The organism is Burkholderia sp. BCC1985, from assembly GCF_905339915.1.
GTDB lineage: Bacteria > Pseudomonadota > Gammaproteobacteria > Burkholderiales > Burkholderiaceae > Burkholderia.
This window is the reverse complement of the sequence record NZ_CAJPGY010000007.1, coordinates 193,216-214,816: the sequence shown is the minus strand read 5'-3', so window position 1 is coordinate 214,816 and position 21,601 is coordinate 193,216. Positions and strand designations below refer to the sequence as shown.

The 21,601-nt window shown below is 62.7% G+C and carries 32 protein-coding genes; all 32 read left to right on the top strand.

Translation table 11 applies throughout. From position 1 onward, the window contains the following. Positions 1 to 6: 6 nt before the first annotated feature. The 32 genes from U4Z31_RS09625 (at position 7) to U4Z31_RS09470 (ending at position 21,571) form a co-directional block, all read left to right on the top strand. Positions 7 to 153 (top strand): hypothetical protein, encoded by a 147-nt coding sequence (locus U4Z31_RS09625; RefSeq protein WP_321810099.1) that lies wholly within the window; start codon positions 7 to 9, stop codon positions 151 to 153. A gap of 315 nt (positions 154 to 468) precedes the next feature. Further along, positions 469 to 1,302 (top strand): hypothetical protein, encoded by an 834-nt coding sequence (locus tag U4Z31_RS09620; protein ID WP_321810144.1) that lies wholly within the window; start codon positions 469 to 471, stop codon positions 1,300 to 1,302. Next, complete coding sequence (locus tag U4Z31_RS09615; protein WP_321810098.1) at positions 1,302 to 1,562, top strand: helix-turn-helix domain-containing protein; 261 nt, start codon at positions 1,302 to 1,304, stop codon at positions 1,560 to 1,562. The genes U4Z31_RS09620 and U4Z31_RS09615 overlap by 1 nt, the downstream gene beginning before the upstream one ends. Continuing rightward, positions 1,559 to 1,996 (top strand): hypothetical protein, encoded by a 438-nt coding sequence (locus tag U4Z31_RS09610; protein ID WP_321810097.1) that lies wholly within the window; start codon positions 1,559 to 1,561, stop codon positions 1,994 to 1,996. The genes U4Z31_RS09615 and U4Z31_RS09610 overlap by 4 nt, the downstream gene beginning before the upstream one ends. Then, entirely contained in the window at positions 1,993 to 3,111 is a 1,119-nt protein-coding gene (locus U4Z31_RS09605; RefSeq protein WP_321810096.1) for a hypothetical protein, read from the top strand. Before U4Z31_RS09610 ends, U4Z31_RS09605 begins: the two co-directional genes overlap by 4 nt. Next, positions 3,108 to 3,362, top strand: a complete 255-nt coding sequence (locus tag U4Z31_RS09600) for a hypothetical protein (RefSeq protein WP_321810095.1) — start codon at positions 3,108 to 3,110, stop codon at positions 3,360 to 3,362. Before U4Z31_RS09605 ends, U4Z31_RS09600 begins: the two co-directional genes overlap by 4 nt. Next, the gene (locus U4Z31_RS09595; protein ID WP_321810094.1) at positions 3,359 to 3,715 is read left to right on the top strand and encodes a phage protein NinX family protein; all 357 of its coding nucleotides are present in this window, start codon (positions 3,359 to 3,361) and stop codon (positions 3,713 to 3,715) included. The genes U4Z31_RS09600 and U4Z31_RS09595 overlap by 4 nt, the downstream gene beginning before the upstream one ends. Continuing rightward, positions 3,712 to 3,930 carry a hypothetical protein gene (locus U4Z31_RS09590; RefSeq protein WP_321810093.1) on the top strand — a complete coding sequence of 73 codons (219 nt, stop codon included), beginning with the start codon at positions 3,712 to 3,714 and terminating at the stop codon, positions 3,928 to 3,930. The genes U4Z31_RS09595 and U4Z31_RS09590 overlap by 4 nt, the downstream gene beginning before the upstream one ends. Beyond that, positions 3,927 to 4,466, top strand: a complete 540-nt coding sequence (locus tag U4Z31_RS09585) for a hypothetical protein (RefSeq protein WP_321810092.1) — start codon at positions 3,927 to 3,929, stop codon at positions 4,464 to 4,466. The genes U4Z31_RS09590 and U4Z31_RS09585 overlap by 4 nt, the downstream gene beginning before the upstream one ends. Before the next feature lie 22 nt (positions 4,467 to 4,488). Next, positions 4,489 to 4,752: a hypothetical protein gene (locus U4Z31_RS09580; RefSeq protein WP_321810091.1), complete on the top strand. Its 264-nt coding sequence runs from the start codon at positions 4,489 to 4,491 to the stop codon at positions 4,750 to 4,752. 15 nt (positions 4,753 to 4,767) lie between these two features. Continuing rightward, positions 4,768 to 5,094: a DUF4406 domain-containing protein gene (locus U4Z31_RS09575; RefSeq protein WP_321810090.1), complete on the top strand. Its 327-nt coding sequence runs from the start codon at positions 4,768 to 4,770 to the stop codon at positions 5,092 to 5,094. Next, positions 5,085 to 5,426 (top strand): hypothetical protein, encoded by a 342-nt coding sequence (locus tag U4Z31_RS09570; RefSeq protein WP_321810089.1) that lies wholly within the window; start codon positions 5,085 to 5,087, stop codon positions 5,424 to 5,426. The genes U4Z31_RS09575 and U4Z31_RS09570 overlap by 10 nt, the downstream gene beginning before the upstream one ends. After that, a complete protein-coding gene (locus U4Z31_RS09565) occupies positions 5,423 to 5,890 on the top strand; it encodes a hypothetical protein (RefSeq protein ID WP_321810143.1) in 468 nt (155 codons plus the stop codon). Before U4Z31_RS09570 ends, U4Z31_RS09565 begins: the two co-directional genes overlap by 4 nt. Then, positions 5,883 to 6,503 carry a hypothetical protein gene (locus U4Z31_RS09560; RefSeq protein WP_321810088.1) on the top strand — a complete coding sequence of 207 codons (621 nt, stop codon included), beginning with the start codon at positions 5,883 to 5,885 and terminating at the stop codon, positions 6,501 to 6,503. Before U4Z31_RS09565 ends, U4Z31_RS09560 begins: the two co-directional genes overlap by 8 nt. Beyond that, the gene (locus tag U4Z31_RS09555; protein ID WP_321810087.1) at positions 6,500 to 7,084 is read left to right on the top strand and encodes a hypothetical protein; all 585 of its coding nucleotides are present in this window, start codon (positions 6,500 to 6,502) and stop codon (positions 7,082 to 7,084) included. Before U4Z31_RS09560 ends, U4Z31_RS09555 begins: the two co-directional genes overlap by 4 nt. Before the next feature lie 11 nt (positions 7,085 to 7,095). Next, complete coding sequence (locus U4Z31_RS09550) at positions 7,096 to 8,196, top strand: site-specific integrase (RefSeq protein ID WP_321810086.1); 1,101 nt, start codon at positions 7,096 to 7,098, stop codon at positions 8,194 to 8,196. A gap of 243 nt (positions 8,197 to 8,439) precedes the next feature. Beyond that, positions 8,440 to 8,790 carry a hypothetical protein gene (locus U4Z31_RS09545; RefSeq protein WP_321810085.1) on the top strand — a complete coding sequence of 117 codons (351 nt, stop codon included), beginning with the start codon at positions 8,440 to 8,442 and terminating at the stop codon, positions 8,788 to 8,790. A 10-nt stretch (positions 8,791 to 8,800) separates the two neighbouring features. Then, positions 8,801 to 9,481 carry a hypothetical protein gene (locus tag U4Z31_RS09540; protein WP_321810084.1) on the top strand — a complete coding sequence of 227 codons (681 nt, stop codon included), beginning with the start codon at positions 8,801 to 8,803 and terminating at the stop codon, positions 9,479 to 9,481. Positions 9,482 to 9,643: 162 nt separating this feature from the next. Continuing rightward, on the top strand, positions 9,644 to 10,261 hold the full coding sequence (locus U4Z31_RS09535) for a hypothetical protein (RefSeq protein ID WP_321810083.1): 618 nt from the start codon (positions 9,644 to 9,646) through the stop codon (positions 10,259 to 10,261). After that, positions 10,197 to 12,377: a phage terminase large subunit family protein gene (locus tag U4Z31_RS09530; protein ID WP_321810082.1), complete on the top strand. Its 2,181-nt coding sequence runs from the start codon at positions 10,197 to 10,199 to the stop codon at positions 12,375 to 12,377. Before U4Z31_RS09535 ends, U4Z31_RS09530 begins: the two co-directional genes overlap by 65 nt. Positions 12,378 to 12,384: 7 nt before the next feature. Then, the gene (gene gpW, locus U4Z31_RS09525; protein ID WP_321810081.1) at positions 12,385 to 12,630 is read left to right on the top strand and encodes a gpW family head-tail joining protein; all 246 of its coding nucleotides are present in this window, start codon (positions 12,385 to 12,387) and stop codon (positions 12,628 to 12,630) included. Between the two features lie 155 nt (positions 12,631 to 12,785). Further along, positions 12,786 to 14,306 carry a phage portal protein gene (locus U4Z31_RS09520; RefSeq protein ID WP_321810080.1) on the top strand — a complete coding sequence of 507 codons (1,521 nt, stop codon included), beginning with the start codon at positions 12,786 to 12,788 and terminating at the stop codon, positions 14,304 to 14,306. Further along, positions 14,303 to 15,169, top strand: coding sequence for a S49 family peptidase (locus U4Z31_RS09515; protein ID WP_321810079.1), 867 nt, complete (start codon positions 14,303 to 14,305; stop codon positions 15,167 to 15,169). The genes U4Z31_RS09520 and U4Z31_RS09515 overlap by 4 nt, the downstream gene beginning before the upstream one ends. Positions 15,170 to 15,197: 28 nt before the next feature. Further along, positions 15,198 to 15,821 (top strand): hypothetical protein, encoded by a 624-nt coding sequence (locus U4Z31_RS09510; RefSeq protein ID WP_321810078.1) that lies wholly within the window; start codon positions 15,198 to 15,200, stop codon positions 15,819 to 15,821. A 31-nt stretch (positions 15,822 to 15,852) separates the two neighbouring features. Then, complete coding sequence (locus U4Z31_RS09505; protein ID WP_321810077.1) at positions 15,853 to 16,785, top strand: head decoration protein; 933 nt, start codon at positions 15,853 to 15,855, stop codon at positions 16,783 to 16,785. A 107-nt stretch (positions 16,786 to 16,892) separates the two neighbouring features. Further along, entirely contained in the window at positions 16,893 to 17,957 is a 1,065-nt protein-coding gene (locus U4Z31_RS09500) for a major capsid protein (RefSeq protein ID WP_321810076.1), read from the top strand. After that, positions 17,957 to 18,295 carry a hypothetical protein gene (locus U4Z31_RS09495; RefSeq protein ID WP_321810075.1) on the top strand — a complete coding sequence of 113 codons (339 nt, stop codon included), beginning with the start codon at positions 17,957 to 17,959 and terminating at the stop codon, positions 18,293 to 18,295. The genes U4Z31_RS09500 and U4Z31_RS09495 overlap by 1 nt, the downstream gene beginning before the upstream one ends. Continuing rightward, the gene (locus U4Z31_RS09490; protein ID WP_321810074.1) at positions 18,288 to 18,893 is read left to right on the top strand and encodes a hypothetical protein; all 606 of its coding nucleotides are present in this window, start codon (positions 18,288 to 18,290) and stop codon (positions 18,891 to 18,893) included. The genes U4Z31_RS09495 and U4Z31_RS09490 overlap by 8 nt, the downstream gene beginning before the upstream one ends. Before the next feature lie 9 nt (positions 18,894 to 18,902). Then, entirely contained in the window at positions 18,903 to 19,082 is a 180-nt protein-coding gene (locus U4Z31_RS09485) for a DUF2635 domain-containing protein (RefSeq protein WP_321810073.1), read from the top strand. Next, positions 19,079 to 20,569, top strand: a complete 1,491-nt coding sequence (locus U4Z31_RS09480) for a phage tail sheath subtilisin-like domain-containing protein (RefSeq protein ID WP_321810072.1) — start codon at positions 19,079 to 19,081, stop codon at positions 20,567 to 20,569. The genes U4Z31_RS09485 and U4Z31_RS09480 overlap by 4 nt, the downstream gene beginning before the upstream one ends. Positions 20,570 to 20,632: 63 nt before the next feature. Next, on the top strand, positions 20,633 to 21,007 hold the full coding sequence (locus U4Z31_RS09475) for a phage tail tube protein (RefSeq protein ID WP_321810071.1): 375 nt from the start codon (positions 20,633 to 20,635) through the stop codon (positions 21,005 to 21,007). 3 nt (positions 21,008 to 21,010) lie between these two features. Then, positions 21,011 to 21,571 (top strand): phage tail assembly protein, encoded by a 561-nt coding sequence (locus U4Z31_RS09470; RefSeq protein ID WP_321810070.1) that lies wholly within the window; start codon positions 21,011 to 21,013, stop codon positions 21,569 to 21,571. Positions 21,572 to 21,601 lie beyond the last annotated feature (30 nt).

The window sequence follows — 21,601 nt, the reverse complement described above, 5'->3', positions numbered from 1 at the left end:
TTTCACGTGAAATCGTTCGTCGACGTCGTGCTCCAGGCGAGCGCATGCGCACTGATGGTCTGCGCCTTCTTCCCGGTGCGTCGGCACATCCGGCTGCAGCTGGTTGCGGTCTTCGCCGGCTTCCTTTCCGTTTTCCTCGTCCTGCACGCCTGACATGGCTCGGTTCCATTGCCGCTGCCGCCATTGCGATGCTCGCCGGGTGCTGAAGATGCGCCCCGACGAGTACGCCCGTCAGCCGCAATGCAACCGCTGCGGGAAACGCGACTTCCGAATCGACCCATGGATGCAGAAGCGCAACACGCGCGCGATGGCGTGCTGTTGTGCCGGCTACTGGTTCCGGCACCGCCGCGGTTCGCTGTACTGCTGGCACCGCATGGACGGTTCGGTCCGATCTCTCGGCGATCCCGACTTCGCGGATCGCAACTGGCAGCCCGAGGCGGCTGCCGCCTGACCATCCCTGGAGGAACGGTGGCAAAGAACTCTATCGACGCATACGGCGCTCGCGGCAAGAGCAACGTGCTGTATTTCGATCCCGAAGACCTGGTGCTGATCCTCGATCCGGCCCATCCGCTTTACGACCGCCGCGTGCATCTGCCACCCGACGAGCCGACGGTGCGCAACATCATGGCGCTCGGCGTGCTGGAAACGATCCTGATCCACAAGGATCCGGAGACGGGTGACGTGATCGTGGTTGACGGCCGGCGGCGCGTGATCAACGCGCGCGAGGCGAATCGCCGCCTGCATGCGCTCGGGAAAGAGCCGATCCTCGTGCCGGCACTCCCGAAGCGGGCGGACAAGGGCAGCCTGGCCGGGATGATGGCGTCCGCGAACGAGATCCGCCGCCAGGACTCGCCGATCAACCGAGCCGAGAAGATGCAGCGGATGCAGGACCTCGGCAACGACGAGGAAACGATCGCGATCCACTTCGGCGTCGATCCGCAGACGGTCAAGCAGCAGCTGCGGCTGCTCGAGTGCTGTGCCGACGTGCGGGACGCACTCGAAGCCGACCAGATCACCGTGACGGCCGCCGTGCGCCTTTCGAGGATGAAGCCCGACGAGCAGCGCGCGAAGGTCCGACAGCTGATCGCCGCGGCGGAAGGGAAGGCTGGCCACGCTCGCGCCCGCGCGCAGCGCGCCGTGCTCTCTGCCGGGCCGCGCATGAAGTCGAAGGCCGAGATCCTCAGGGAACTGGAGCAGAGCCGCGGCGAGCGCGCCGAGGCGCTGCGATGGGTTCTCGGCGGGGTCGCGGAGCCGGTGCAGACCATTGACCACCGTCAGATGACGATCGAGGAGGCTGCCTGATGTCGTTCCACCTTTCGAATCAAGCCTGGGACGTCGAGCTGCGCTCGAACCAAAAGATCGTGTTGCTCGCCCTCGCGCACCTCGCGAAGCAATCGACCGGGGAATGCGCGCCCACGGTGCGCAAACTCGCGTTCATGTGCGGCCTGTCCGACAGCGGCGTGCGCGACCAGCTGAAGCTGCTCGAGGCGGCCGGCCGCGTCGAGTCGCTGATCGTCGACGGCGAGCCGCGCTACCGCGTCACCGTGGGGCCGCTCAATTGATCGAATCCGTCATCAAGCCCCGGCGCCCGAAGGCGGACGGGTGGAAGTTTATGGGACCGGCGGCGCGCGAGGTCACGCTCGGCTACGAAGGCGAGTGCTGGTTCCACCGTGCGTCGCGCCTCTACGTGATCAGCGCAGTCGAGGTTGCTGCGCCCGAAGGTGGTATCAGCAAGGGCCCCGAGTATCACGTCAGCATCAGCCTCCAGACGATGGAAGGGCCCGCGCGCTGTACGAGCGCCGATGCGGTCTTCGTCCTGGCCGCGTTCGATCTGCTCGAGGCGGAAGAGGACAACCACGTGCCGAACGGCCGCGTGCGCAACTTCTGGCGTCCCATAGCTGACAACCTGGTCGGCCTCGAATGCGCGTGCAAGGCAGACGAGCCGGCGATTGTCGAGGACAAGGGCGATTTCGTATGGCGGGGCGTCACACGATGAAGCTTTCGGAATTCCTCGAAAACGTCGGTCATCCGGTTGCGTACTATCCGGCGCTCGCCGGCCCGCTGGGCGGCGTGAACGCCGCAGTGCTGTTCTGCCAGCTGTACTACTGGTCGAAGCGCGCGCCGGACGAGCGCGGTGTGCATAAGACCGTCGAAGAGCTGCGCAGCGAGACGGGCATGTCGCGCGCAGAGCAGGAGACTGCGCGCAAGGCCTTGAAGGCCCGCGGCGTGCTGTCCGAGCAGCACATCCGCTTAGAGCACCGGATGTTCTACAAGCTCGACCTGGACGTCCTCGAACGCCTGATGGAGGAGCGCGCGAGTAACCCGGCAGGCGGCAACGATGCCGAACGCGAGAAAGTCGCTTTCCCGAAAGCGAGAAAGTCGCGTTCGGGAAAGCGGGAATCTGACGTTCGGGAAAGCGGGAATCTCGCGTTCGCGGAAGCGGGAAACAGTGATTCGGGAACGCGGAAACCTAGCGTTCCCGAAGCGGCGATTCCCGCTTTCGTTAACGAAGGAAAGACTACTACAGAGACTACAGCAGAGAAGAACCCCCTTACCCCCTTGTCGCCGGCTGCGCCGCCGACGAGTGTTGCCGTGAAAGGCGAAAGCAAGCTCAGCCCGTTTGAGCGCTGGTGGGACGCATGGCCACACACGCCGCGGCGGGTCGCGAAGGCTGAATGCGAGAAGCGCTGGCGGCGCGCGGGCCTCGACGAGCACGTCGAGCTGATCGTCGCGCACACGCTGGCCATGAAGCTGACGCAGCCATGGCGCGACGGATACGAGCCGGCACCGCTCACGTACCTCAACCAACGCCGCTGGCAGGATCCGCTGCCGCCGACGCAGGCCGAGGCAGCCGCACAGGCCGCTGACGCCGAATGGTGGCAATCGGCAGAAGCCGTCGAAGCGCACGCCGCGATGATCGGCTTCCGTGGCCGCCACGCTGACGAGCCGACCCCGAGTTACCGCGTTCTTGTCGCGAAGGCGAGCGGCCGCGGGCCGTGGATCGACTTCGTTCTCAAGCACGCCGAGAAATCGGGCTCCCAGCGGTTCTACGAATGGGTTCGAGCGCAGCTTGGCGAAGAACTCCTCCCCACGGACGACTACGCATCATGATCAATTCCGCGCACGTGTTCGGTGCTCTCCGCATCATCGAAGACCCGACGCTCGACGACTTGCCGAAGATGACGGTATCGACTCGCTTCGCCGAGCTGATGCCGGCTGAGTTCGTCAGCGGGCTCAATGCCTGGATGCTCGAGTTCTTCGGTACCGAGAACCGGATCTACCAAGTCGGTGGCGATACGGTCTACATGGGCCCGAAATCTATCGCCGAGCTGCAGGCGCGGATCGCGCGAGGTGCAGCATGAAAGTCAGCGACCTGATTTGTGACCAGCTCGATATCTGGGTCTGCCGCGCCGAACTGGAAGAGTTCAAGGGACGACGTATCGATGCCGAAGTGATTGCAGCAGTGAAGGCAAAACTCGGCACGGATCTGCCGTATTGGCCATCGCGCGACGGGCGGATCGGCGGCCGGATCATCGAACGCGAGCGGATCGCGACTTACGCCGAAGGCGACGAATGGGTCGCGCTATGGAGGCCGGAAAGCTGGGCCGGCGGCGAGCTTACGACGGATGGTCCGACGGCTTTCGGCCCCACAGCTCTCATCGCGGCGATGCGCTGCTACGTCAAATCGAGATACGGCGACGAGGTGCCGGCATGAAGGCCACCATCCTCGCTGACGGCACGCTGCATATTTCGCCAGAGTCCGATCTTGATGCGTACGCGCTTGGCCAGTGGTCGCGCGTGAACCTCGCGGACTGGTTCAACGTCGCCCAGCCCTCCGTGAAGATCATAGTGGATCTTTCCGGCTATCCCGGTGCCCTCGCGCCGCTCACGATTCCGCAGCCGCAAGCTGGTCGCAGGACGCAACCGTGAGCAAGGGAGCCATCCGTCTTCCCGCGAGCGCGATCGAAAACGGCCGCATTGGCACGGCGCAGGTCCATGACGTAGGGCTCGTCGATCGCGCCACTGCTTTCAGCGTGACCGCCGAGTATGTCGCCCGCACGGACGCGATGCGCGCGGTGGAAATGGAAAGCGTTCGCTCTCTCGTCGCTCCGTCGCCGGTCGAGCGTATGCAGCAGCTCGGCCGGCTGCCCACGGGCCGCATGAACAAGACGGAAGCCGCGTACGCCGAGGTGCTGGCGGCGCGCTTGCACGTCGGCGAGATCCTCTGGTTCCGCTTCGAAGGGCACAAGCTCCGGCTCGCCGACAAAACGTTCTATACCCCCGACTTCACGGTGATCAATGCCGCTGGCCAGACCGAATACCACGAGGTGAAAGGCCGCTGGACGGACAAGGCGCGCGCGAAGACGAAGATCGCGGCCGAGCAATACCCGTATCGATTCATTGCAATTCAGCGTGACGGCCGCCACGGCTGGCGCGTGGAAGACCTCACCGGCCGCAGCTGGTGACAACCTCAACCAGGAGCATGAAATGACGAAGGTACGAGCGAAGTTCAAGGTGACGCAGCTGAGCCAGCGCGAGCACTGGGACAAGCAGAAGGGTTCGATTCACGATATTCAGCTGCAGCCGGTGACGTCCGGTTCGGACGAGAACGAGCGTTTCTACGCTGCGACGCCGGGCGGCCAGATCTCGCTGAGCACCGTGAACGACGATGCGGCACGCCAGTTCCGGCTCGGTGCCGAGGTGTATGTCGACTTCTCGCCGGCCGACGCCGACGAAGTCACGGGCAACTGACCGGGGGCTGCGCGCATGCGACTCTACCTCGCCGGCCCGATGACGGGCTATCCGGAACTGAATTTCCCGGTCTTCCGCGCCGAGGCGAAGCGTCTGCGCGCGCTCGGCTTCGTTGTGGTCAATCCTGCCGAGATCAACGCGGACATGGCGATGCCCTGGCGCGAGTGCATGAAGGCCGACATCCGCGAGCTGGTGACGTGCGACGGAATCGCGATGCTGGCCGGCTGGGAACAGTCGAAGGGCGCGCGCCTCGAGCACCACATCGCGCTCACGCTGTCGTTGCCGATCTTCATGGCGGCCGAGCTCGTCGAGTTCATGGAGCGCCGGCAGCAATGCGCCTGACGTTCATCATCCCGCCGGAATTCACGGTCTACGGCATGCCGCAGCGCAGCCGCACGCCGTGCGTGGTCGAGCTGGACGTCACGGAGTTGATCCGGATGCGCTCCAGCGGGCCGTGGATGCGCCACCGCGCTCGGCGGCGCGCGCGCGCGACCGCCTATCTCGCGTATGCGCGACTGCCGGGCTGGATCGAAGCACCGGATGGATGGCCGCGCCGGGATGGCGGCGCGGTTCAGCTCAGCGTCCCGTCGCACTTCAACCGGAAGGCATCGTTTCCGGTCTTCCCGGACGGCGTCGACCACCTGAGGCTGACGAGCGAGGGCTGGGCATGCTGAAGCGCTCGAAGCCGCTCGAACGCAAGTCGCCGATGGCCCGCACGGGCTTCGCCAAGAAATCGAAATCACCGTTCAGCTCGCTCGCGCCGGCATCGACGCTGAAGCACCGCGCAGCAATCAAGCGCCGCATCCGGAAGCCGACCGTCGAAGAAGGCGCGAAATACCTCGCCGCGTGCGCCGGCCAACCTTGCTACCTCAATGTGATGTGCCCATGGACTGACTGGGCCGACCCGACTGTCGTCCCTGCGCATTCGAACCAGGGAAAGCACGGGAAGGGATTGGGGCTGAAAGCGAAAAACGAATTCACGCTTCCGGCATGCCTCGCGTGCCACACATGGCTCGACCAGGGCGGCGCGCCCCGGGAGCGGAAGGTGGCCGCCTTCGACGCAGGCTATGCGCGCTGGAAGCTGGTTCGAGATCGCCGCATGGGCATTTCTGAAGGACAGGAGAACCACGATGAGTAAGCGGCCGCCGCGTGATTGCGATTGGTCCCATACGGAGAAGATGCGTCTGCGCTACTGGTGGAAGAAGCCCGACCCAATCAAGACGTGGGTGGACCGATTCCCTGGTCGAACTCAGGGTGCCATCGAGGCGAAGGCGCACGATATGGGCCTTCCCAATCGGCACGAAACAGCCCGGCCGCAGTTCGCGGAGAACACGACGGGCGCGCGGATTCGCGACGCCATCATTGCGGCACCATCGACACGCGCGCAGATCGAGGCTCTGAAAATCGCCTCACCATCGACGATCGCGCGCTTCATTCGCACCCACCGGGCCTTCATGCATATCCATGACTACGCGGAGCGGTCTGGAACCGACGGTTATGCGGCCGAGATCTGGGCATGGGGTGCCGGTGTGGATGCGCCGCGACCGAAAACCGTCTCGAGCACGGAGGCCTCACGTCGCTACTACCGGAAGAAATCGAAGAGCGTTCGATATCGCCGTGCACAGGCGGCGCGTCAGCGCGAGCGCTACCACCAGAAGAAAGGGAACCTCCTGCGTGGCGCGAAGCCGATGCGCGACGAAGCCGCGATCGCCTTGTTCGGCGAAACCGGCACCGCGGTGGCGTACGAATGAGCGAACTGCGGCGCTGGGAATATGGCGACCCTCTGAAGGTGCTCGAACGACGTGAAGGCTCTCGATGCACCGGCTGCGCTCATGCAGTTGAACGGATAGACCCATTCGGCGGCGTGCGGATGGTCTGCAGGAAAGGCAGGAAGTATGGAAAACGCTGCGTGAGATACGACGACAGGATGAATATGACGCCCGATCAGAGCCAACAAATCGAAGAACTCTTGCTGACTTGGTATCAATGGCAGATTCGGCAATCGCACGCCGAGAAGCTGTCGCACTTCTATCGCCCGGAAGACCGAACCTGCCGCGGCTATGTCACGCCAACGACCGACGAGGAAGACGATGAAGCCACGGATCAATGGCTCGACGACGCGAAGTCGGAGCAGGTTCAACTCTGCGTCGACGTCCTTCCGGCCGACCAGCGTGCGGCGATCTCGACAAGCATGCGCAACAAAGAATGCGGGCATCAGGTCTGGAGCAGCAATCGCGCTGGCGATCAGCATGCTACATATCAGGCCGCGAAGGAACGGCTGCTGCCCATGCTCATCGCGCGTCGCCTCATAAAGGTCGCTTCGTCCGCTTGAAGGGAGGTCCTTTGAGCTATCAGCTGTTCAAGGTTGGTAAGGTTTGGCATTACCGGTTTCAAATCAATGGCGCCCGGGTGCAGCGGAGTACCCGGGAAGTCGTCAAACACAGGGCCGACACTGTCGCCAATAAGGCGTACAACCGCGCGAAGCTTTGGTCGAGGGGTGACGAGGACGTGCCAACGTTGCGCGAACTCGTGGTGCTATGGCTCGAGGTGCATAGGCCGACCGTGAGCGCTTCGCACGCAAAGATCGTCGAGACGTTCGGGCGACTTCACCTCTTCGACTTGGCTGACGTCGAGCTTTGTGATCTGACCACGGAGCTTGTGGAACAGGCTCGCCTTGACTATCTGAAAACGCACGCGCCGGCGAGCGCCAACCAGTGGCTAAACGTGCTGAAGTTGCTATGCAGATGGGCGATGCGGCGCAAGATGATCCCGGCGCTGCCATGGTCTGTGAGGCTGTTGAAGGTCCAGAAGCGGCCGCGCGAAATCCTTCCCGTTCCCCACGCAACAAAATGGCTTGCCGCCGTCGACGAATATAGCGGCATGCGCGGGCCGGTCTCGATTGCTGTGCGTCTGATGCTTGGCATCGGGCTTCGCGAGATCGAGACAATCACGGCACGCTGGGAATGGATGGATTGGGAGCGCCATACATACACGCCGGGCATTACAAAGGGGCGCGAGGCCGACCCGGTGCCCGTACCGGACTGGCTGTATAGCTATCTGGCCGCCGTCCGCAAGTCCTCTGGGTTGATTGTCTGCCGAGCGGACGGGGAGGCATGTCGATCAGGCTTCACGCGGAAAGCCATGCTCGCAGCGAACGCAGAATGCGGTGTAGGGCACATCACTGCCCACCGGCTGCGTGGCACGTTCGCCACGCTGCTGAGCGAGCAAGGAGCACCGGTTCACATGATCAAGCGCGCGTTGCGGCATAAGAGCGTCAATACGACGATGGCCTACCTCGAAGTGAACATGGAGCTTGTCGAGCGCGCGCAGCGGCGCATCGCTCAGGACGCCGGTCTTGAGGCAATGGAAAACCCAGAAGTAAGTGGCGAAAAAGTGGCGAACAATGCGCCTCAATCCCGCGCCGAATATAGCGAGCAAGATTAAAAAGGCTCATCGTGTGATCGCCTCGCGCGCGCCCACGCGTAAATAATGCTTGCATCCCTTCTTTTTTTTCGACAGAATTTGTCCCGGGTCAGTGCGCCCACTGAAAGCCCGCGAGCCGAGAGACCGCGGGCTTTTTGCATTTCTTCGTCTTGAACGAAGCGGCAGACTGCCGGCATGGCTGGCCGAGCGCGGCCGAGCGGCGAACAGGTTGGCCGCTTCGTTCAGGGTGATCGTGTCTCCTCCATGTCGATGATGTCGGCATTTCGCCCGGTGCGCCGGGCCTTTCTCATTTGTGGTGCTCGAATGGCGCGTTCCCCGAAGAAGGCCGAAGCAAATGCGCCGGGCATCAGCATCGACGGCCTGTTGGCCGAAATCGCGTTTGTGCGCTCATCGATCTGGCAGAACGGCACGCGTAAGGTCGCCGCGATCATCGCGGATGCGACCATCGACGCGGCTTTGCTTCCGGAAGGTTCGATCGCGCTCGTGACAGTGACGGCGTTCCCGCCGGGCTCTCCCTCGAGGATGGTGATTGATGTCCCGCTTTACGCAGCCGATCCCGGTGCGGACGTGTTGCCGGCTGCATGGCTGAAATGAGGCGCGTGCAATGTTCGACATCAGTGTCGGCGACGACATCGCGAGACTGAGGAGGTCGCTGACGGCGCTTGAGCGGGACCAGCTTCCATTCGCCACCGCCATCGCATTGACTGCGGTAGCGAAAAAGGCCCAAGCGGCCGAGAAAGACGCGATGCCTGAGGTCTTCGACCGGCCGACGCCTTTCACCGTCAATTCGGTTGCTGTGAAGGGGGCGCGCAAAAGCGACCTAGAGGCGCGGGTGTTTGTGAAGGACATCGCGGCTGCTTACCTGGCGCCGTATGAGTTTGGTGGCGATCACAAGCTGCTTGGATCGGGGAAGACGTGGCTCAACCCGAAGGACAAGTCACTTCTCAATCAGTACGGCAACTTCAGTAAGACTGCGCTCAAGCGATTGCAGGCTCGGCCCGATGTATTCATCGGGAGCATCAAGACGTCGTCCGGCGAAACAATTGGCGGGGTCTGGCAGAGACCACCGTCGGTGCGGGTCACGAAGGTCCGAGGGAGGCGTGGCGCGGTTGTGCGCACAGCTGACCCTCGCGGGCATCTCAAGCTACTTATTCGATTCGGCGACGCCCGTCCGGTGCGCCAGCACCTCGAATTTGGCGAGCGGGCCTTCGAGATCGTCGATGAAACGTTCGAAAGCGAGTTCGACTTGGCCATGCGACAGGCCATCGCGACCGCGAAACTCTGAAATGTTGCGGAAATGATACGTTTTGGCATCGTTTGTTGCGTTCTCGCAACGGAGGGAGGGCGCCCTGCCGGCCGGCGGGTCCTTCCGCCCCCCTTCTGACGCCGCGGGCACTGCGCACCGCGAATTTTCCCCAGCGATGAAGTTCGAAAGGGGTTCGCACCTATGCCCCAGGGCATTTCAATTCGCGAGTTCGCGCGTCGCGAAGGCGTGTCAGACACGCTGGTCCGGAAAGCGCTGAAACTCAATAGGCTCAAGGCCTTCGACGACAAATCGATCGATTCGGCGCTCGTCGGAACAGCGTGGCGCGAAGGCAATGTCGCAGGTGCGAACAGTGCGAACCAAAGTGCGAACCCCGGTTCGCAGGGTTCGCACTCGGTTCGCAGTTCGCGGCGGGTGCGAACCGATGAGAGTTTCGAGGTTCGGGACGGCGAATCGGCGGCCGATGCGGCCAATCGAATTCTCGATTCCGGCGTCGAGATGCTGGGCTACGCGGACGCGCTTGCGAAGAAGGAAAACTACCTTGCGCTGCTGCGGCAGCTCGAGTTCGAACAGAAGTCCGGTTCACTCGTTGACCTGGAGACCGCAACTGCAATCCTCTTCGAGGAGTTCCGGGCGCAGCGCGATGCGTGGCTTAACTGGCCGACCAGAGTAGGTCCGCTGTTGGCAGCCGATCTGGGCGTCGAGGCCGACCGAGTTGTCGAGGCTCTAACCGCGCATGTCCACAAGCAAATCGCCCAGCTCGGCGAGCCCGAAGCCAATTTCTCCGAGCGAGAAGGCTAACCGGCTTCGCTCGGCTGTCCGCCGCGCGTGGACGCCGCCGCCACGGATCAGCGTGCCGGAGTGGGCGGACCGCTACCGAAAGCTCGCGAAAGAGGCGGGCAGTACGTCGGGGAACTGGGAGACGTCGACCGTCGAGGTTGCGCGCGGCCCGATGCTTGCCGTCACCGAGCCTGGCGTGCACGTCGTCACGACGATGGTGAGCACGCAGCTGCTGAAGACGGCGCTGCTCGAGAACGTTTTTGGGTACTTCGCCCATCTCGATCCGTGCCCGATCCTGCTGCTGCAGCCGAAAGAGGATGCGGCAGAGCAGTTCAGCAAGGAACGGATCAGCCCGCTGATCCGCGTGACGCCCGCGCTGCGCGAGATCGTCGGCACGAGTAAGACGCGAAATTCTGACGAAACGTTGTTGTTCAAGGCGTTCCCCGGCGGCTTTCTGGCGTTGGCGGGTGCCGGCAGCCCCGACAACCTCGCGCGCCGTCCGGTGCGTGTCATCCTCGCCGACGAGGTCGACAAGTATCCGGTGACGCGCGAAGGTGAGCCGATTGCGCTGGCCGAAGAGCGGACGGCGACATTCGGTGTGAACTGGCTTTCGATCCGCGCTTGCTCTCCGACGGTCGAGGACGAGAGCCGAATCGAAGGCAGCTATAAGGAATCCGACCAGCGTCGCGCGTCGATCGCTTGCCCGCATTGCGGGCATCGCATGTTCCCGGATTTCTTCAAGCACGTCGATTGGGATAAGCGTCGCGACGACAGTGGCAAAGTTGTCGAGCACTTCCCGAAGACCGCACGTATCTCTTGCGAATCGTGCGGTCAGGTCTGGTCCGAAGGTGACCGACTGCGCGCGCTGCAGACTGCGCGCTGGCATCAGACGCGACCGTTCGAATGCTGCGGCTCAAGACATTCTCCGCTTGATGACTACGAGCGCGCATGGCGGGGCCCGGAAGACTCGCGCGAGGCGACGACCGAGGCCGCGATAGGAGCCGTCTGGGACTGGTGGGAGAGCGACCGCCACGCGGTATATCGTGCCAAGTGCCCGGAGTGCGGCGAATGGAAGGTCGACAACGAGCATGCCGGCTTTCAAGCGAGCAAGCTTTATAGCCCCTGGCAGAAGGACAAGCCGTCCGACATCGCCAAGAAGTGGCTTGACGCGGCTGGCGATGAAGAGAAGAAGCAGACCTGGTGGAACACGCAGGCCGGTCTGCCTTATCGACCGAACTCCGGAAAGGCGCTGAGCCTCGAGGCGCTCGTTGCGCGCGGCGAGAAGTGGGCGGCGCAGGTTCCCGATGGCGTCGCCGTCGTTACCGTCGGCGTCGACGTTCAGGATTATCGCTTCGAGATTGAGGTCGTCGGCTGGGGCCGCAACGAGGAAAGCTGGTCGATCGACTACGAGGTCATCGAGGGCGACATGGAAACGCCGGAGCCGTGGGAGCGGCTCGATGCGTTCCTCGACCAGATCTGGCGCCGTGCGGACGGCCGGCCGTTTGAGGCAATGGCGGTTTGCATCGACTCGGGCGGCCACCATACGCAAAAGGTCTACGACTTTTCGAAGGCGCGCCTCGGTCGGAAGGTGTGGGCGATCAAGGGCGAGTCGGCAGTCAGCGGGAAGCGCAATCCGGTGTGGCCGGTGAAAAAGCCGTCGCGCCGCACAAAAGCCTCGTTCCGACCAGTGATCATCGGCGTCAACACGGCAAAAGACACCATTCGCAACCGGCTTCACGTCATCGAGACGGGGCCGGGATACATGCACTTCCCGAGCGATCGGGACATCGGCTATTTCGAGCAGCTGACGTCGGAGAGATCCGTCGTGAAGGTTTCTGGCGGCCAGAAATATCGAGTGTGGGAATTGCCGTCTGGTCGCGCGAATGAGGCGTTGGACTGCCGTGTCTACGCGTACGCCGCACTCTGCGGGCTGACTCATCTCGGACTCAAGCTTAACAAGCGCGCGGACCTGGTTGCTATGCCGCTTGAATATGACGCCACGCAGCAGTCATGGGTGCCTGTGCCTGCATCAGCGCCGGCGCATGGGCCGGCGTCGGTCGCACCGCCTGCCGCGCAAGCAACGCCGGCGGGGCAGAACAAGCCCGTCAGTAAAAAGTTGACGAACCGCCTCGCATAGGAAAGCAATGGCTATCACGGATGGAATGAGCACTGCGGACATGCAGTCGAGGTTGGCCGCGCTGCAGGCGGCTCTCTTCGACCTGTCCGCAGGGCAGAAGATCGTGACGGCCACCTATAACCAGGGCGACGGCACGAAGTCGGTCACGTACCAAACGACCGACATGATGAAGATTCAACGCAGCATCCTGATGCTCCAGAAGGCACTCGGAATCACCTGTCATTATCCACGCGCACGCAGGGTCTTGTTTTAATGCCATCCCTTATCGTCGACTCTTCGGGTAAGCCCTTTGGGGATTTGCCTGCCGGCGGTCGTGCGCGCGCGGATTCCGCTCCTTCGCCTGGCGTGATGCTTCCGCCGTATTCGAGCCTATATCCGTACGAGGCCTCGAACGTCCAGACGACGGAAATGGGCAATTGGCTGCCCTATATCCGTTCGCCGGATTCCGAGATCAATCAGTTCCGCGATCGCATGGTCGCACGCTCGCGCGATCTCTCTCGGAATGATGGTTGGGCGAACGGTGGCATTACCCGAATTCTGGACAATACCGTCGGCGCGCATCTGCGCTTGTCCGCGAATCCGGATTGGCGCGCGCTAGCGCGCTTCAGCAAGAAGTTCGACGCGACTTGGGCCAACGAGATGCGCCAGGCGATCGAATCGCTCTGGCGAGGCTACTCGGAGGATATTGGTCGTTACAACGACTTGTCGCGGCAGCTGACCGTTTCGCAGCAGATGCGGCTCGCGCTGCGCCACAAGCTGATCGACGGCGAGGCGCTCTTCGTGTCGTATTGGAAGCCCGAGCGCGTCGGTCGCGGAGGCGCCCAATTTGCGACAGCATTTCAGGTGGTCGACCCCGACCGTCTATCGAATCCATACCTCGCGGTCGACACCAAGTACATGCGCGGCGGCGTCGAGATCGACGACGATGGCGTGCCGCTCGCATATCACATCCGGAAAGCGCAGCCGTACGACACGTACAACGCCACCGAATCTATGGAGTGGGAGCGCGTCGAGCGTGAAGACGAGGATGGGTGGCGTCGCGTCATCCACGATTACGAGCGCGATCGTGCCGGGCAGCACCGCGGCATCGGCATCTTCACGCCCGTGCTGTCCCACGCCAAGATGCTCGCTCGCTACTATGGCGTCGAGCTCCAAGCTGCTACGGTCGCGACGATCTTCGGGACGTATGTGACGAGCCCGTATGACCCGGCAATGATCGAGGCCGCGATGGATGCGGACGCCGGTGAGCAGGAAATGGGCTTCTATCAGGAGCTCCGCGCCGACTGGTCGAAAGAACGGCCGGCGATGCTCAATGGTGTGCGCATTCCGACGCTGGCGCCTGGCGAAAAGATCGAACAGGTTGCTGCGGCGCATCCGCACAGCGGCTTCCAGGAGTTCGCGCACGAAATGCTGCGGTCGATCGCGGCGGCGCTGGGTGTATCGGCCGAGCAGATCACGCAGGACTGGAGCAAGACCAACTACTCGAGCGCGCGCGCAGCGCTTCTCGAAAGTTGGAAGACGCTCAGTCGTCGCAGTGCCGAGTTCAAGATGGGCTCGGCTACCCCCGTATATGCGACGTGGCTTCAAGAAGCCATTGAGCGCGGTGATCTCGACGATGTTCTGCCGAACGATGCACCGGATTTCATCGAAGCGCCGACTGCATATTCCCGATGCGACTGGCTCGGCGTCGCGCGTGGCTGGGTCGATCCCGTCAAGGAAAAGCAGGGCGCCGTGCTCGGCATGGATGCTGGTTTGTCCACGCTCAAGCGCGAATGCGCCGAACAAGGGCTTGACTGGGAAGAAGTGCTGGCGCAGCGCGCGATCGAACTGGATGCGTTCAAGCGGGCCGGCATGAAGCCGCCGAGCTGGGCTGGAGTAGAGTCGGCGGCCAAGGCCGCGTCCCCTGAAGAAGAACCGCAACCTCAATGAACAATCTCCCGTTTCTCGCACAGCGGCTTTTCAATGCCCCGCTCGCTATCACGCCTGCGAAAGCGGAGATGGTGATGGCAGCGCTCGCCGATCGCTTCGGGATCACGAAGCTTTTCCGCGCGAGCGGCGAATCGCTCGCGATGAGCGAATTCGGATTTGATGAGGATGACAGCGAGCCCGACTATCGCTACTACGATGTCGTGGGTGGCGTCGCAATCATCCCGATCACTGGCACGCTTGTCCAGAAATCGGGTTATATGCGGCCGACGTGCGGTATGACAGGCTATGACGGCATTCGCGCCAACTTGAGCACCGCGCTCGAGGATTCGGCTGTGCGCGCCATCATGCTCGACATCGACAGTGGCGGCGGCGAGGTGGCCGGCTGCTTTGATCTCGTCGATGCGATTTACAACGCGCGGGGCACGAAGCCGATCTGGGCGGTGCTCTCGGAGAGCGCGTACTCGGCGGCGTATGCGATCGCGAGCGCGGCCGACAAGATCACGGTGCCGCGCACCGGCGGGACCGGATCCGTCGGCGTGATCTGCGCGCACGTGGACTTCTCGAAGGCACTCGCCAAAGAGGGGATCACCGTCACGATGATCCATTACGGCGATCGCAAGGCTGACGGGAACGAATTCAACCCGCTGTCCGAGGAAGCGCTCGGGCGCTACCAGGCGGACGTCAATGCGATGGGCGAGCTGTTCGTGAAAACAGTCGCTCGCAATCGAAAGCTGTCTGCAGCCACAGTGCGCGGCACGCAGGCTGGCACGTTTCTCGGCGCCGATGGCGTCGAGATCGGCTTCGCTGACGCCGTGATGGCGCCGGACGAAGCGTTCCGTTCCCTGCTCGCCGAGCTGGGCTGACATTTCCCAAACCCCAAAAGGTTCATTCATGAGCATTCGCACCCTTGCGGCGCGCGGGCTTTCGTTTGCCCATCTGGCCGGCCTGTCGTCCCGCGCGGCCCGCGCCGAAAACGAAGACGACGAGCGCAAGCAGCGCGATGGCGAGTCCGACGACGACTACGCCAAGCGCATGGAAGAGAAGGACAAGGAAGAAGAGGAGGCGCGCAAGGCCGAAGAGGAGCGCGAGAAGGAGGAGGCCAGAAAGGCCGAGGACGAGCGCAAAAAGGAAGAGGAGGCCAGCGCTCGCGGCGAGGACGACCAGGACAGCGACCTCGAAGCCGATGACGATGACGAGGAAATGCAGGGCAAGAGCGCCTCCGCTCGTGCCCGCAAGCGCGAGCGCGCACGTTGTGCCGCGATCTTCGCATCGCCCGCCGCGGCTCGCAATCCGGTGCTCGCGGCCACCCTGGCTTTCAAAACGCGCATGAAGCGCAGCGAGGCGATCGCGACGCTCGAGGCAACGCCGGCACCGGCCTCGGCGGCTCACGTCAATCGGGCCGCCCGCAATCCGAATCTTGGTGCCGACGGTGGCCCCAAGCCATCCCAGCAGCAGGCCTTGGCTGCGCGCTGGGACCAGAATCTCCAGGCTGCAAGCCCGTCCCGCCGTCGCTGATCTTCAACTTTTCCTCGAAAGGAACTGAAACATGGGCAACCCCACCTATACGCCGCTCCAGGAGAACTGGCACAACGGCGGATTCCTCGTCTCGTCGGCGAACGGACACCAGTCGATCGACCAGGGCGTCCTGACCGGCGGCGTCAAGGTTCTCGCCGGCACCGTGCTTGGGTTGATCACCTCGGCTCTGACGGCTGCGGCTGCCGCGATCGGCACGAATACTGGCAATGGTACGGTCAGCGCTGTCACGACGCAGGCTGCGCCGGAGACGATGATCGGCGTGTACAACGTCCTGATGACCAGCTCGACGGCATTCACCGTCACTGCTCCGGACGGTCAGACGGCTGTCGGCGCGGTCGGCGCGCCGTTCAGTGGCCTCGGCATCGGCTTCACGATCACGGCCGGCGGTACGCCGTTCGCCGCGAACGATTCGTTCGCGCTCACGACGACGAACGCTCCCGGCAATCCGAACATCGCGTCCGCCGCCGGCGGAGCAAACGTCGGCAATGGCACGATCGGCTCCCTGAGCGTTGCGGGCTATGCAGCGAAGGCTGGCGTTTATACGGTCGAATTCGACGATGCGACCCACTTCATCGTCTCGGATCCGACCGGCGCGGAAGTCGGTCACGGCACGACCGGCGTTGCATTCAAGGCCGGCGGACTCTCGTTCACGATTACGGTCGGCGGCACGGCGTTCGCACCGGCCGACAGTTTCGCGATCACCGTCGCGCCCGGCTCGGGCAAGTACAAGCCGTTCGATCCCGCCAACGTGGACGGATCGCAGGTGCCGGCCGGCATCCTCTTCGCAACGAAGGACGTTACGACCGTCGACAAGCCGTGCGCGGTCGTCGTCCGGCTGTGCGAAGTGAACGCATCGGAACTCGTCTGGCCTGCGGGCATGAGTGCCGCTGCTGTCGCTGCAGCTCAAGCGCAGCTGAAGGCGCTGGGCATCGTCCCACGCTGATAAGCAGCTAAGCCGACATACAAGCCGCCTCCGGGCGGCTTTTTCATTTCCGCAATTCCGAGGCCGCCAGCAAGGCGGCTTTTCTTTTTTCCCGAAAGGAACAAGCCATGGCTGGCGAAATCATTGACATTTTCAACGGTGACGCATTCAGCGCACTGGCCCTGACGCAGGGCGTTCAGCGCAACCCGTACCAACCGGCTGCGCTGGGGCAGTTGAATATCTTCGACGAGAATCCGATTCGCACCACCGCAGTGTCGGTGGAAGAGCGTACCGGTACGCTGAAGCTCATCGGGTTCAGCGAGCGCGGCACCGAAGGGACGCAGCGCACGACCGAACGTCGCAAGATGCGCTACTTCGACGTGCCGCGTCTGATGCACGACGACACGATCCACACGTACGAAATCCAGAACATCCGCGAGTTCCCGGAAGGCCCGACGGGTCAGATCGTGACCGTACCGATGCAACTCGAGCGCGAAGTAGCGCGCCGTCTCGCCGGCCCGACCGGCCTTCTGGCGAGCGTCGAGTACACGAAGGAATATCTGCGCTTGGCGGCGGTGCAGGGCATGGTTCTCGATCCGAAGGACGGATCGGTTCTGTATAACTGGTTCGACGAATTCCAGATCGCCCAGGCGCAAGAGGTCGGCTTCAACCTGGCCGCCGGCACGGCGAATAGCCTGCGCCCGATCATCAACGGGATCAAGCGCGCGATGGCACGAAAGGCTCAGGGTGCCTTCACGAACCAGACGCGGATCATGGCGCTCTGCGGTGACGTGTTCTACGACCAGTTCGCGAACCACCCGGACGTGATCCGCACGTTCCTGAACTGGGAAGGCGCGCGTGACATCCGCGACGACGCCTTCGGCGACGCGTTCGCATCATTCGAATTCGACGGTATCACCTGGGTGAACTACCGCGGTTCGGACGACAACGTGACCGTCAAGATCCCGGACGACAAGGTCAAGTTCTTCCCGGTGAATGCCCCGGGCATCTTCCAGGAGGTTCTGGCTCCGGGCGAGTCGGCCGAATTCATCAACCAGCCTGGCGCGCCGGTCTACGTCCTGCCGATCATCGATCGGGACCGCCGCATGTGGTGGAAGATGGAGGTCTACTCCTACCCGCTGTACCTCTGCACGCGTCCGGAAGTGCTCCAAAGCGGTCGCGCGGAGGCCTGATGCCTATCAACTGGGACGCCTTAGTGATTGGTCCTCTGCAGGGAGTTTTCGGCGAACAGGTGACATACCTTCCTGCGACCGGCGGCTCATTCGAGATTCGCGGCGTATACGACAAAGCGTATTTCGCCGTCAATGTCGAAACGGGGTCGATGGTCTCAACATCGCAACCGACGCTAGGCATCCAGTTGTCGCAGTTTCCGGCGACTGTACAACCGCGGCAAGGCGATCAGTTGATCGTCAAAAGTACTGGCGAGCAATGGGTAGTGCGCGAAGTTCATCCTGACGGCCGGGGAGGCGCGCGCCTGATGCTAAACGTCACGGGGCAACGCGATGTCTGATCCGACCGCTAGAGCTGAATTTCGCGCTGTCCTGCTGTCGGTTCTCGCGACGATCCAAGGCATCAATCTCTTTTCCCCGGGCGACTGGAACGTTACCTCGGACAGGCTTCCTGCCGTCAAGGTGCGTTACGGAACCGAAGAGAAGCGATCGAAGGGGGAGAACGGACAGACTTCGTTCGATACCACGAGCGTCTTCGAGATCCTCGTAGAGGCTTCGGGAGACTCGGGCCCCGAGGTGCTTCTGGCTCTGGAGGGGCTCCAAGCCGATATTGAGGCAGCGATCTTCAAGAGCGTGCCGCTTCGGGCGCTCGCGCAGGACTTCCCGTTCGTCAAGACGAAAACCGAAATGACTGCGGAAGGCAGTCAGCATGTCGGCGGATTGTTGATTGCTCTGGGTGTGCAGATGTACGAAACGTTCTATCCGGACGTCACGGCAGTGCTCGCGGAGATCGATCTGACTGCGGACATGGTCAATGTCGCAGATCCAACCGGCACGTATCCGAATCCGCCATTCCCAGATGCTGTGAAGCCTGCGCCTCGGACGGAAGGTCCTGACGGGCGTGCCGAAGGCTTCGTCAAAGCCACATTTTCTCAATAGGAGTGACGAATGATCGTCAAACCTGCACCGGGCCTCAAAGTGCGGCATCCGGTGACGAAGCAATTCCTGCCGCCCGAAGGCATTGAGGTTCCGGATGGCGATATTTTCTGGACGCGTGCGGCCAACGACGGCGACGTCGTGATCGAACAAGTTGACGGGGCGTCCGTGGGCGGAGGTGACGAACAATGACTATCCCTTTCAAGCAGATTCCGCAGAACGGCCGCACGCCGCTTTTCTTCGCCGAGATTGACAACTCGCGTGCAAACACCGCTGTGACGAACCAGCGTGCGCTCCTGATCGGTCCGATGACCACCGGTGCAGCGACTGCGAACGTTCCGCTGCTTTCCGCGGGGACCGGCGACGCAAATGCGCAGTTCGGTGCGAATTCGGTTCTCGCGCTGATGACGGCCACGTATCGCCAGAACGATCAGTTTGGCGAAGTCTGGTGCCTGCCGCTGGCGGATGCTGCGGGCGCCGTCGCTGCGGCTGGCTCGATCGCATTCACATCTGCTCCTACGGCGAACGGGACGATCGCTCTCTACGTTGCCGACCAGCTTGTCTCAGTCGCGGTGACGCAGGGCATGACGACGGCCCAGATCGCGACGGCTGTGGCTGCTGCAATCAACGCCATTCCGACGATGCCGGCGACTGCGGTCGCGTCGACAAACTCGGTGAACCTCACGGCAGCCAACAAAGGGCTTGTCGGGAACGACATCGACGTCCGGTTCAACAAGCAAGGTGCGACCGGTGGTGAAGTGTTGCCGGTCGGTCTCGCGGCAACGATCACGCCGATGTCGGGTGGCACGACGAACCCGGCGTTGACGACGGCGCTCGGAAACCTGCTCGACATGCCGTTCGACTTCATCGCGTGTGCATTCACTGACACGACGTCGATGGATGCGCTGAAATCGTTCCTCAACGATTCGACCGGGCGGTGGAGCTGGCAGCAGCAGGTGTTCGGGCATGCGTTCTACGCGTACCGTGCGACGTGGGCGAACCTCACAACCTTCGGCACTGCGCGGAACAACCAGCACGAGACCGTGATGGGGTTCAACGATTCCCCAACGCCTGCATGGCAGTGGGCGTCGGCGCTCGCTGCAGTCACGGCGGTGAGCGTGCGTGCGGATCCGGGCATTCCGATGCAGACGGTGGCGCTGAATGGGATTTCGGCGCCGCCGCTTCAATCGCGCTTCAACCTGAACCAGCGCAACACGCTGCTATACGACGGCATCTCGACCTTCACGGTAGCCGACGACGGCACGGTGGCGATCGAGAACCTGATCACTACCTACCAGACGAACGCATTTGGCCAGCCGGACAACAGCTACCTCGAGATCGAGACGCTGTTCCTGCTGGCATATGTGTTGCGGCGCTTGCGGACGCTTGTGGCGTCGAAATACGCGCGCGTGAAGCTGGCGGCCGATGGGACGCGATTCGCGCCTGGATCGGGGATTGTGACGCCGAAGATCATCAAGGCCGACCAGATCGCGGAATACCGCGCGATGGAGTACGAGGGGTACGTCCAGGGCAGTGACATTTTCGCGCAATCGATCATCGTCGAGCAGAACGCCTCGAATCCGAACCGCGTCGACGTGCTCTGGCCTGGCACGTTGATCAACCAGCTTCGAATCTTCGCGCTCCTGGCGCAGTTCCGGCTTTCGACCAGTCAGTCCTGATCGGATCGTCAACACACAGCGCCGCCCTGATGGGGCGGCGTTTCCATTTGTGGGGAGCCTTCAATGGCAAACAACACGGGCCTCATTGCCGGTACCGCGTATTTGACCGCCGACGGAGTGAACTATCAGCTCGAGGGTGAGCTGAAGTACGACGTCGGCTCCGTGACGCGAGAATCCAAGTCCGGGCAGGACACTGTCCACGGCTTCAGCGAAATGCCGAAGGCGCCGTACATCAGCGCGTCGATTCGCGATTCGGGAGGCCTGAGCCTCGCAGCATTCAATGCGATGCGAAGCGTCACGTTGGTCCTGGAGCTCGCGAACGGGAAAACCGTCATCGGCCGGAACATGTGGACCGTGGAAGCGCAGGAAGTCGACACGACGGAAGCGAAATTTACGTGCCGCTGGGAAGGCCTACAAGGCGCGATCACGGAGCAGTAACCGATGAGCGATACGAAAACCATCGTCCTGCGCAAGCCGATTCCTTGCGGAAAAGGTGATGACACGAAGGTCGTGACCGAAATCACGCTTCGCGAACCTCTCGCCGGCGAGTACGAGACCGCTGAGCGGTCGGCAGGCGTATACGGCACGTCGATCGCGTTGATCGCGATGCTGAGCGGTGTTCCCGTTGATGTCGTCGACCAGATGTATGGCAGCCAGATCGACGAGGCCGAAGATTTCATTGCTTCGTTCGGACATGAGGCCGCACGCAATCCCGAGCGTAGTCCGGACGAGATCATCATTCAGTTGACGAAGCCGGTTCAGCTGACCAGGGAAGACAGCGCGTTGAATCTGGCCTCGCTGTCACTCTGCGAGCCGACGAACCAGCAGAAGCGGAAAGCCGAGTCTGCCGGCGGCCCATTCGCCCGCATGGTGGCACTGATCAGCCTGATCGGGAAGGTTCCGAAAAGCTCGGTGCGTGCAATGTGTGCGCGTGACTTCCTCGAGGCGGTCGCCTACTTCAGCGGTTTTCAGGTTCGGCGGTCACCGGACTCGGACGACTGATCGCCGATTGCGTCTCGATTCCGGAGTGGT

Coding starts and splice junctions, on each gene's coding strand:
- U4Z31_RS09600 (WP_321810095.1), top strand. CDS start 3,108: ATGATCAATTCCGCGCACGTGTTCGGTGCTCTCCGCATCATCGAAGAC.
- U4Z31_RS09530 (WP_321810082.1), top strand. CDS start 10,197: ATGTCCACAAGCAAATCGCCCAGCTCGGCGAGCCCGAAGCCAATTTCT.
- U4Z31_RS09520 (WP_321810080.1), top strand. CDS start 12,786: ATGGGCAATTGGCTGCCCTATATCCGTTCGCCGGATTCCGAGATCAAT.
- gpW (WP_321810081.1), top strand. CDS start 12,385: ATGGCTATCACGGATGGAATGAGCACTGCGGACATGCAGTCGAGGTTG.
- U4Z31_RS09500 (WP_321810076.1), top strand. CDS start 16,893: ATGGCTGGCGAAATCATTGACATTTTCAACGGTGACGCATTCAGCGCA.
- U4Z31_RS09590 (WP_321810093.1), top strand. CDS start 3,712: ATGAAGGCCACCATCCTCGCTGACGGCACGCTGCATATTTCGCCAGAG.
- U4Z31_RS09495 (WP_321810075.1), top strand. CDS start 17,957: ATGCCTATCAACTGGGACGCCTTAGTGATTGGTCCTCTGCAGGGAGTT.
- U4Z31_RS09535 (WP_321810083.1), top strand. CDS start 9,644: ATGCCCCAGGGCATTTCAATTCGCGAGTTCGCGCGTCGCGAAGGCGTG.
- U4Z31_RS09540 (WP_321810084.1), top strand. CDS start 8,801: ATGTTCGACATCAGTGTCGGCGACGACATCGCGAGACTGAGGAGGTCG.
- U4Z31_RS09480 (WP_321810072.1), top strand. CDS start 19,079: ATGACTATCCCTTTCAAGCAGATTCCGCAGAACGGCCGCACGCCGCTT.
- U4Z31_RS09580 (WP_321810091.1), top strand. CDS start 4,489: ATGACGAAGGTACGAGCGAAGTTCAAGGTGACGCAGCTGAGCCAGCGC.
- U4Z31_RS09595 (WP_321810094.1), top strand. CDS start 3,359: ATGAAAGTCAGCGACCTGATTTGTGACCAGCTCGATATCTGGGTCTGC.
- U4Z31_RS09605 (WP_321810096.1), top strand. CDS start 1,993: ATGAAGCTTTCGGAATTCCTCGAAAACGTCGGTCATCCGGTTGCGTAC.
- U4Z31_RS09575 (WP_321810090.1), top strand. CDS start 4,768: ATGCGACTCTACCTCGCCGGCCCGATGACGGGCTATCCGGAACTGAAT.
- U4Z31_RS09470 (WP_321810070.1), top strand. CDS start 21,011: ATGAGCGATACGAAAACCATCGTCCTGCGCAAGCCGATTCCTTGCGGA.
- U4Z31_RS09615 (WP_321810098.1), top strand. CDS start 1,302: ATGTCGTTCCACCTTTCGAATCAAGCCTGGGACGTCGAGCTGCGCTCG.
- U4Z31_RS09485 (WP_321810073.1), top strand. CDS start 18,903: ATGATCGTCAAACCTGCACCGGGCCTCAAAGTGCGGCATCCGGTGACG.
- U4Z31_RS09515 (WP_321810079.1), top strand. CDS start 14,303: ATGAACAATCTCCCGTTTCTCGCACAGCGGCTTTTCAATGCCCCGCTC.
- U4Z31_RS09570 (WP_321810089.1), top strand. CDS start 5,085: ATGCGCCTGACGTTCATCATCCCGCCGGAATTCACGGTCTACGGCATG.
- U4Z31_RS09555 (WP_321810087.1), top strand. CDS start 6,500: ATGAGCGAACTGCGGCGCTGGGAATATGGCGACCCTCTGAAGGTGCTC.
- U4Z31_RS09560 (WP_321810088.1), top strand. CDS start 5,883: ATGAGTAAGCGGCCGCCGCGTGATTGCGATTGGTCCCATACGGAGAAG.
- U4Z31_RS09510 (WP_321810078.1), top strand. CDS start 15,198: ATGAGCATTCGCACCCTTGCGGCGCGCGGGCTTTCGTTTGCCCATCTG.
- U4Z31_RS09490 (WP_321810074.1), top strand. CDS start 18,288: ATGTCTGATCCGACCGCTAGAGCTGAATTTCGCGCTGTCCTGCTGTCG.
- U4Z31_RS09545 (WP_321810085.1), top strand. CDS start 8,440: ATGTCGATGATGTCGGCATTTCGCCCGGTGCGCCGGGCCTTTCTCATT.
- U4Z31_RS09475 (WP_321810071.1), top strand. CDS start 20,633: ATGGCAAACAACACGGGCCTCATTGCCGGTACCGCGTATTTGACCGCC.
- U4Z31_RS09505 (WP_321810077.1), top strand. CDS start 15,853: ATGGGCAACCCCACCTATACGCCGCTCCAGGAGAACTGGCACAACGGC.